Raw genomic sequence first — 7,552 nt, forward strand, 5'->3', positions numbered from 1 at the left:
GGGATCATCGCCCGTATCGTCGTCACCCGCCCCCTCGGCCGCTCCGGTGTCGTCATCCGTGTCGTCCGCGTCGTCATCCGTGTCGTCCGCGTCGTCATCCGTGTCGTCCGTGTCGTCTGCCTCGTCCGCGTCGTCATCCGTGTCGTCCGTATCGTCACCCGCCCCCTCGTCCGCTCCGGTGTCGTCATCCGTGTCGTCCGCGTCGTCCGCGTCGTCGTCACCGTCTCCCTCGCCAGTCGCCGTCGACGGCGCGTCGCCTTCGGTGTACGCGAGGAAGAGGTCCTCGAGGGACGCCTCCCGCGTGTGGAAGTCCGCGACGTCGACGCCGGCGGCCTCCAACGCGCCGATGACCCGCGTTTTCGCGCCGTTCGCACAGCTCACGACCAAGACGTCGCCATCGCGGTCGATCCGACTAACGCCCTCGACCGCGCGGACCGCGTCGAGGGCGTCGTCGAGCGCGCCCCCGGAATCGCCGACGGCGATCTCCAGCGTTTCCTCGCCGCCGACGGCCTCGCGGAGCCCCTCGACGGAGTCTTCGGCGACGAGCTCGCCGTCCCGCAGAATGCCGACGCGGTCGCAGACGGCGTCGACCTGTTCGAGGACGTGCGAGGAGAAGAAGACGGTCGCCCCCCGCTCGGACTCCGTCCGAACTATCTCGCGCATCTCCTTCGCGCCGGCGGGGTCGAGCCCGGAGGAGGGCTCGTCGAGGATGAGAAGGTCGGGATCGCCGACGAGCGCCATCGCGAGCGCGAGCCGCTGGCGCATCCCCTTCGAGTAGCCGCCGGCCTTGCGGTCGGCGTCGGCGAGGAGTCCGACCCGATCGAGGAGGTCGTCGGGGTCGTCGTCCACCTCCTTGGAGCGGATCGCAAATTCGACGTGTTTCCGACCCGAAAGCCGGTCGTAGACGGCGAATCCGTCGGGGAGGACGCCAGTCTGCCGGCGGATCGCCACGCCCTCGTCGGTGGCGTCCCGACCGAGCACGCGCACCGTTCCCTCGGTCGGTCGGACGAGGTCGAGCACCATGTCGATGGTCGTCGACTTGCCGGCCCCGTTCGGACCGAGAAAGCCGTACACCTCGCCCTCCTCGACGGTCAGATCGAGGTCTCGAACGGCTGTGACGTCGGAGAACTCCTTCGTCACGCCCCGCAGTTCGATGGCGGTCATACCACCCCGTTTCCGCGTCGTCCGATAAAGGGTTGCGGGTCTACGCGCGTAGCAACCGGCGGCCTGTCCGCCAGACAGATCCAAGTCGATGCCCTCAACCTCCGCGTCGGCGCTGGGTGGTACTGATCGTCGACCCGACTGCACGAAATGTATGTTCAAATTGATAAAAGAGATGTTACCTATCTGCTGACTATTTTTCTTCCTGATACGGAGGATTACTGGACAGATCGAATACACCGGAATAGAACCGAACTGCCGCTCGAAAGTGTTGTTTTCAGATTAACACAAATTTTAATTGTTTATCATTAGGATCGTTATCGGTATGGTTCCAATACCACTTCAGGCGGCTGTCGAGTTCGCGCATAGCCCGCTCCTAACGTTTATAATTGGGTTGATAATCGTGGTTGCCCTGCTGGTGTGGTTGGATCTTCCGGCGTTCATCGGGCTGATCATCTCGGCGTTCCTGGTCGGTGTGGTGAACACGGTCTTCGTGGCTGACTTCGCCGCCGCAGACGCCGGTTCCGAGGTCGCGACGGCGTTCGGGAACGGCATGACGGGGATCGGGATACCCATCCTGATGGCCGCGGTCATCGGGAAAGGGATGTTGGAGAGCGGCGCGGCCCAGCGGATCGTCCGCGGGTTCCAGAACGTACTCGGCGAGAGCAACTCCGACGTGGCGCTGCTCGGGAGCAGTTCGGTGCTGGCGATCCCGGTGTTCTTCGACAGCGTGTTCTACCTCATGGCTCCGCTCGCCCGCTCGATGCGGGCGCGCGTCGGCCGCGACTACACGCTGTTCATCGTCGTCGTCGGCGCGGGGGCCGCGACGACGCACGTGTTCGTTCCGCCGACGCCCGGTCCGCTCGCGGTCGCCGACCAAGTCGGGAGCAACCTCGGAATGACGATTCTCGTCGGGCTGGCGGTCGCCATCCCGGCGGCAATCATGTCAGGTCTCGTCTACGGTCGCTGGATCAACAACCGGCTCGACATCCCACTGCGGGACACGATGTCGACGTCGACGGAGGAGCTTCAGGAGGTCGCCGACCGACCGACCAGCGAGCTTCCGGGCGTGCTGGAGTCGCTGGCGCCGATCGTGCTGGCCGTCCTGCTGATCGCGTCCTCGACGTTCGTCAACACGTTTCAGGAGACGGTGCCGGCCCTCGCCTCACTGCAGCCGATCACGGACTTCCTCGGGAACAAGAACGTCGCGCTGACTATCGCGGCGCTCGCGGCCGCGTACACGTTCTACCGCTTCGAGAGCATGACTCAGAGCGAGTGGAGCGACGAACTCACCGAGGCTCTTCGAAGCGGCGGAAACATCGCCGCGATCACCGCAGCCGGCGGGGCGTTCGGCGCGCTGCTCGCCGCCTCCGGCATCGGAGACTACCTGGCCGGCGCGCTCCAAGATGTCGGGATCGGCCTGCTCATCACGGCCTGGCTGATCGCCGCGATCGTCCGCATCGCCCAGGGGTCGGCCACGGCCGCGATGTTGACCGCCGCCGGGATCATGGCGCCGCTCACCGGCCAGCTGACCGTCCACCCGGCGTACCTCGTGATGGCCATCGGCGCCGGCGGCAACATCTTCTCGTGGTTCAACGACTCCGGATTCTGGCTCGTCAGCGAGATTGGCGGGCTCACCAAGCGGGAGACGCTGCAGACCTGGACCGCCCTCACCACGATCATCTCGGTGACGGGACTCGTGACCGTACTGATCATGTCGACGATCCTCCCGCTCACCTGACTCCCGCGGCGCGCCCGCTCGCCCGCCGTTCGCGGTCCGTCCGCTCGTCCGAAGCGAGCGGCCTTTTTACCATCCGCCAGCGGTTCGATTCATCGATCGACCGGCAACGAGAGCCGCGACCTACTCCTCGCCGTCCGGCGGCCACGCGACGCCGCGCTCGGCCAACAGGTCGGCGAACGCCGCCTCGTCGAGCACGGGCACGTCCGCCGCGTCGGCATCCTCGCGCTTCGATCGCCCCGGACTCTCGCCGGCGACGAGGTAGTCGGTGTTCCCGGAGACGCTCGACGTCGCCGACGCGCCGTGCGCCTCCACGTGAGCCTGCGCCTCGCTCCGCGTGGTCGACAGCGACCCGGTAAAGACGAACGTCAGCCCGTCGAGCGCGCCACCCGTCTCGACGTCGACCGGCTCGGGCTCGACCCCGCGCTCGCGGAGCCCCGCGATCGCCGCCCGGTTCTCGTCGGTGTCGAAGAACGTCCGGATCGACGCCGCGACCTCCGGACCGACGTCGTCGACCTCGCGGAGCGCGTTCTCGTCGGCGTCGAGGATCGCGTCGAGATCGCCGAAGTGCGCGGCCAACGCCCGCGCGGTCGTCGCGCCCACGTCCGGGATCCCCAGCCCGGCGAGGAACCTGTCGAGCGAGGGCTCCTTCGTGGCCTCCAGTTCGTCAACGAGGTTCTCGGCGCTCGTCTCTCCCCATCCCTCCAACTCGGTCAGGTCCGCGACGGTGAGGTCGTAGAGGTCCGACAGCGACTCGACGAGTCCGGCCTCTCGGAGCTGTTCAACCCGCTCGGAACCCAACCCCTCGATGTCGAGGGCGTCGCGTCGGGCCCAGTGTTCGATCGCCCGATCTAATTGCGCCGGACAGCCGAGCCCCCCGGTGCAGAACGCGAGCGGCCCGTCGCGCTCGACGGGCGCGTCGCAGACCGGACACGTCTCGGGGAACGCGTAGGTCCCCTCCGAACGCTTCTCGACCACCTCGGGAACGTACGGGATCACGTCGCCAGCGCGGTAGATCCGCACGCGATCGCCGACGTTCACGCCGAGAGCCTCGATCTCGGCGGGGTTGTGCAGCGTCGCCCGCGAGACCGTGACGCCGCCGACGTCGACGGGGTGGAGCTCGGCGACGGGGGTAAGCCGCCCCGTGCGGCCCACCTGTACGGTGACGCCTTCGACGGTCGTCGTCGCGGTCCGCGGCGGGAACTTGTGCGCGAACGCCCATCGCGGTGCTCGCGCCGTCGACCCGAGCGCCTCGCGGTGCTCGCGGTCGTCGACCGAGATCACGACGCCGTCGATCGAGTAGTTCAGGTCGTCGCGGTCGGCCATCATCCGATCGCGGTAGTCGATCGCGTCTTCGATGTCGCGGACGCGCTCGATTCGATCGGTCCGACGGAGCCCGAGAGCGTCGAATGCGTCGAACTCGTCCCAGTGGGCGGTGGGACGCTCGGGAGCGTCATCGGCTTCTGAATCTTCGATTTCGGCCGTCTCCCATCCCAACACGTCGAAGAAGAACACGTCGAGGGGGCGCTCTGCAACGACCGCCGGATCGAGTTGGCGGAGGGTCCCGGCGGCGGCGTTACGGGGGTTCGCGAACGGCTCTTCACCGCGTTCCATCAGCTCCTCGTTGTACGCCTCGAAGGCGTCCCGCGGCATGTACGCCTCGCCGCGGACCGCGAGCCGGGCGGGGGGGTTCCCGCGGAGCCTCCCCGGGACCGACCGGATCGTTCGGACCTGCTCGGTGACGTCGTCGCCCGCGACCCCGTCGCCACGGGTGGCGGCGCGGGCGTACTCGCCGTCCTCGTAGACGACCTCGACCGAGAGGCCGTCGAACTTCGGCTCGCAGACGTACGCCGCCTCGTCCGGGTCGAACCCCGCCGCGTCGAGCCCGCCGCGGACGCGCTCGTCGAACTCCCGGACCGCGTCCGCCTCGGTCGAATTGTCGATCGAACGCATCGGCGCGACGTGCTCGACCGTCTCCAGCTCGTCGAGCGGCTCGCCACCGACCCGTCGGGTCGGTGAGTTCTCGGTCGAGAGGTCGAACGCGTCCTCCAGCTCCCGCAGGCGAGCGAACAGCCGGTCGTACGCCTCGTCGGAGATCAACGGGTCGGCCTCGACGTAGTACCGATGGTCGTGTTCGCGGATCGCCGACCGGAGCAGCGACGCCTGCTCGGCGGCGTCCTCGGCGGACAGCTCCGCCACCGGTTCGAAGTCGGCGGGCGTCGCCTCGACGTAGGGGTTCTCGTCCGGGTCCGCGTGCCGACTCGGTGACCCGGATGGCGCGCTCGTCATCGGTCGACCCTTGCGGCGGCTCCGGTTAAAAACGACCGTTCGCAGTCGTCCGCGACGAACCGGGCCACGGTGTACACACTGACGCGACGCGGTCGTCCGCGGCGAACAGCGCTACGCGACGCGGTCACCCGCGGTGAACAGCGCTACGCGACGCGCTTCCCATCGGTGAACACCGCCTCGGGATCCTGCCACGCCGTCACGTCCTCGGCCGGGTTCGAATCGAGGACGACGAGGTCGGCGCGGTACCCCTCTGCCACGCGTCCCGCGTCGTCGAGTCCGAGGAGGTCCGCGGCGTTGACAGTGGCCGCTTCGAGCGCCTCAGCCGGCGAGAGCCCGTAGTCGACCATGTACGCCAGCTCTCGGGGAATCTCACCGAAGAAGTTGAACGGCGTGCCCGCGTCGGTGCCCATCGCGATCGGCACGCCGGCGTCGAGGGCGTGCTCCCACGCGTCTTCGAAACGCTCAGCGGCGTCCTCGGCCTTCTCGACGGCGTCCTCCGGAATCCCGGCCTCGACCCCGTTGTCGACGATCCCCCGGAGTGCGCTCGCGGTCGGCACCCAGTAGGTGCCGCGCTCGGCCATCATCTCGGCGGCCTCGCGGTCCATGAAGGTCCCGTGCTCGACGCTCGAGATCCCGGCCTCGACCGCGTTCTTGATCCCCTCCTCGCCGTGGGCGTGGGCCGCCGTCGGGGTGTCGGTCGGCGCGGCCGCGTCCGTGAACGCCGACAGTTCCTCGGGGGTCAACTCGGGCGCGCCGGTGACCGCGCCTTCGGTGAGAACGCCCCCGGTGGCCATGCACTTGAGCACGTCTGCACCGTCTTTCAGCTGCTCGCGGGCCGCCTTCCGGACCTCGTCGGGACCGTCGGCCTCGCGGCCGAACCAGTTTCCGTGCCCCCCGGTCATGATCACGTTGCGGCCGCAGGCGACGATCCGCGGCCCGTCGATGTCGCCGGCGGCGACCGCGTCGGCCGCGTCGAGCGCGAGCGTCCCCCGAGCCCCGAGGTCTCTGACGGTCGTGACGCCGCTCTCGACGGCCGCCGCCAGGTTGCCCGCGGTTCGATAGCTCGCCGTGTAGTCGCTGTCGGAGACGGCGGTGGCGACGTCCGGCCGCCCGTCCATCATGACGTGGACGTGCGAGTCGATCAGCCCCGGCGCGATCACCCGCCCGGACGCGTCGGTTTCGGCATCGACCGCGTCCTCGCCGCCGATTTCGTCCACGGCGTCCGGCCCCACCGCGACGATCTCGCCGCCCGCGATCGCGACGTCCGCGTCGCGCGCCCCGTCGACATCCGCAACCAGCCCGCCTCGGAGTACGTGCATGTCCTATCGAGGGGCGGTTCGACGGGTAAACGCTCGGGTCCCGGTAGCCCGGCGCAGGAAAATTCGTGTCACCTCTCCCATACATATATCCGGATTGAGTCAATATTACAAGTATGGCTAACAATAATCAAGAACCATCCGGCGGATTGTACGAGCGCCGCATCGGGACACCGACGACCGACGACGAGGTGAACGGGTACTGGCTGTTCGGGTTCGGAGTGCTGCTCGGATTGGCGGGGGTCGTCGTGTTCTTCCTCACGGAGTCGGAGACGACGGTGCGGGGCGTCGGATACGCGCTCGCGGCGCTTGCACCGCCGTTCATTATGCTCGGGGCCGTGATCCGGTTCCCGCTCCGGCGAACCGGGACGACCCTCGGCTACCTCGGGGCGGCGCTCAGCTTCGCGGGCGTCGTCTGGTTCGTGAACATTTTCCCCGACGGCTGGTTCACCGCGTCCGGCGACCCCGCGGTGATCGGGCTGTACGGCGTCGGATTGCTCCTTATCGGGCTCGCCGGAACGGTCGTGCCGCTGCTCTCCGACCCGGTGTACGAGGACTACGAACGGATGCGGGGGGAAGCGACCGCGGCCGCGACGGAGCGCGACGAGACGGCCGCGGAACTGGGGTCGGTCCGAGACGAACTGGAGAGCGCACGCGACGATCTCGCCGCCGCGGAGGAGCGCGCCGCGAACCTCGACTCCGAGGCGGCGTCCGCGCGGGCCGAGACGGCGTCGCTTCGCGAGAGCAAGGCCCGCTTCGAACTGTTCGAGGACGCGAGCGGGAAGCCGCGCTGGCGGCTCCGCCACCGCAACGGCAACGTGATCGCGACCGCCGGACAGGGGTACAGCAGCCGCGGGAAGGCCCAACAGGGGCTTCACAGCGTTCGACGGAACGCGATCGGGGCGGGGCTCCTCCGGATCGAGACGGCGGTCGAGGACCTCGACGCCGGATCGATCGCCGACGACGAGGGTCCGGAACCGGAGGACGCCGCGGATCCGGCGGTTGCAGTCCCCGGCGGCGACGGGACGACCGCCAGCTCGGCCACCTT

At 68.6% G+C, this 7,552-nt stretch carries 4 protein-coding genes and 1 pseudogene; 2 read left to right on the forward strand and 3 right to left on the reverse strand.

Features of this window, described 5'->3' with window-relative positions; genetic code table 11:
* Positions 1-159: 159 nt before the first annotated feature.
* Positions 160-1,164, reverse strand: a pseudogene (locus tag ACFQEY_RS06435) (ABC transporter ATP-binding protein); the annotation flags it as partial.
* 322 nt (positions 1,165-1,486) lie between these two features.
* On the opposite strand from ACFQEY_RS06435, the gene ACFQEY_RS06440 reads away from it, so the two are divergent.
* Positions 1,487-2,902, forward strand: a complete 1,416-nt coding sequence (locus ACFQEY_RS06440; RefSeq protein ID WP_379766056.1) for a GntP family permease — start codon at positions 1,487-1,489, stop codon at positions 2,900-2,902.
* Between the two features lie 120 nt (positions 2,903-3,022).
* Here ACFQEY_RS06440 and ligA read toward each other — a convergent pair whose 3' ends face one another.
* Positions 3,023-5,188, reverse strand: coding sequence for an NAD-dependent DNA ligase LigA (gene ligA / locus ACFQEY_RS06445; protein WP_379766059.1), 2,166 nt, complete (start codon positions 5,186-5,188; stop codon positions 3,023-3,025).
* Positions 5,189-5,331: 143 nt separating this feature from the next.
* Positions 5,332-6,507: a metal-dependent hydrolase family protein gene (locus ACFQEY_RS06450; RefSeq protein ID WP_379766062.1), complete on the reverse strand. Its 1,176-nt coding sequence runs from the start codon at positions 6,505-6,507 to the stop codon at positions 5,332-5,334.
* Positions 6,508-6,620: 113 nt separating this feature from the next.
* Between ACFQEY_RS06450 and ACFQEY_RS06455 the strand changes: the two genes are divergently transcribed.
* On the forward strand, positions 6,621-7,552 hold a 932-nt coding region (locus ACFQEY_RS06455; protein WP_379766065.1), incomplete at its 3' end, for a cell division protein CdpA domain-containing protein.

The organism is Halorubrum trueperi (assembly GCF_042662525.1).
Classification (GTDB): Archaea; Halobacteriota; Halobacteria; order Halobacteriales; family Haloferacaceae; genus Halorubrum; species Halorubrum trueperi.